Here is a 1,217-nt window from a genome sequence, read left to right on the forward strand (position 1 = left end):
ATGATAGTGCGGATTGCCCGTGTGAAAGTAGGTAATCGTCAGGCTCCTCATGCTGTAACCCTCGCCCCCGCCAGCTTTCGCTCGCGGGGGCTTGGCGTTTCTGGTGTATTAAGTGAGAGCTTCATGGTTTGGGAGCGGTAGCGCACTTGACAGCACGTTGTTGCTCCCCCATAATCATCAGTTCTCTGCGGAGGGGTGCCCGAGTGGCTAAAGGGGGCAGACTGTAAATCTGTTGGCTTACGCCTACGTTGGTTCGAATCCAACCTCCTCCACCAGAATGCAAGCGAAGTAGAGGGAATCGACAGGATCCTTGCGGGTGTAGCTCAATGGTAGAGCAGAAGCCTTCCAAGCTTATGACGAGGGTTCGATTCCCTTCACCCGCTCCAGTGTTGAGATGTAGCGCCCATGTGGCTCAGTGGTAGAGCACTCCCTTGGTAAGGGAGAGGTCGGCAGTTCGATCCTGCCCATGGGCACCAGCAAGTAGCTAGTGACTGTTTGCGCCTCGCGCAACGTACGGAAATCCTCTTAGGAGTCGGAAATGGCCAAGGGTAAGTTTGAGCGGACGAAGCCGCACGTGAACGTTGGCACGATCGGTCACGTTGACCACGGCAAGACCACGCTGACGGCAGCGATCACGACGGTGCTGACCGCGAAGTTCGGCGGCGAAGCGAAGGCGTATGACCAGATCGACGCAGCGCCGGAAGAAAAGGCGCGCGGTATCACGATCAACACGGCGCACGTCGAGTACGAAACGGCGAACCGCCACTACGCGCACGTCGACTGCCCGGGCCACGCTGACTATGTGAAGAACATGATCACGGGCGCAGCGCAGATGGACGGCGCAATCCTGGTGTGCTCGGCTGCTGACGGCCCGATGCCGCAAACGCGTGAGCACATCCTGCTGGCGCGTCAGGTCGGTGTGCCGTACATCATCGTGTTCCTGAACAAGTGCGACATGGTGGACGACGCCGAGCTGCTGGAACTGGTGGAAATGGAAGTTCGCGAACTTCTGTCGAAGTACGACTTCCCGGGCGACGACACGCCGATCATCAAGGGTTCGGCCAAGCTGGCGCTGGAAGGCGACAAGGGCGAACTGGGTGAAGTGGCGATCATGAGCCTGGCCGACGCACTGGACACGTACATCCCGACGCCGGAGCGCGCAGTGGACGGCGCATTCCTGATGCCGGTGGAAGACGTGTTCTCGATCTCGGGTCGCG

General features: G+C 59.4%; 1 protein-coding gene and 3 tRNA genes. All 4 read left to right on the forward strand.

The features are described from left to right. Nucleotides 1-189 precede the first annotated feature (189 nt). Nucleotides 190-275, forward strand: a tRNA-Tyr gene (locus M0D65_RS33045). Between the two features lie 37 nt (nt 276-312). After that, a tRNA-Gly gene (locus M0D65_RS33050) sits at nt 313-386 on the forward strand. 15 nt (nt 387-401) lie between these two features. Continuing rightward, nucleotides 402-476 (forward strand) — tRNA-Thr (locus tag M0D65_RS33055). A gap of 62 nt (nt 477-538) precedes the next feature. Next, nucleotides 539-1,217 (forward strand): GTP-binding protein (locus tag M0D65_RS33060; RefSeq protein WP_266256199.1); only part of this gene is annotated, 679 nt, incomplete at its 3' end.

This window comes from Paraburkholderia sp. CHISQ3 (assembly GCF_030464945.1).
Taxonomy (GTDB): Bacteria; Pseudomonadota; Gammaproteobacteria; order Burkholderiales; family Burkholderiaceae; genus Paraburkholderia; species Paraburkholderia megapolitana.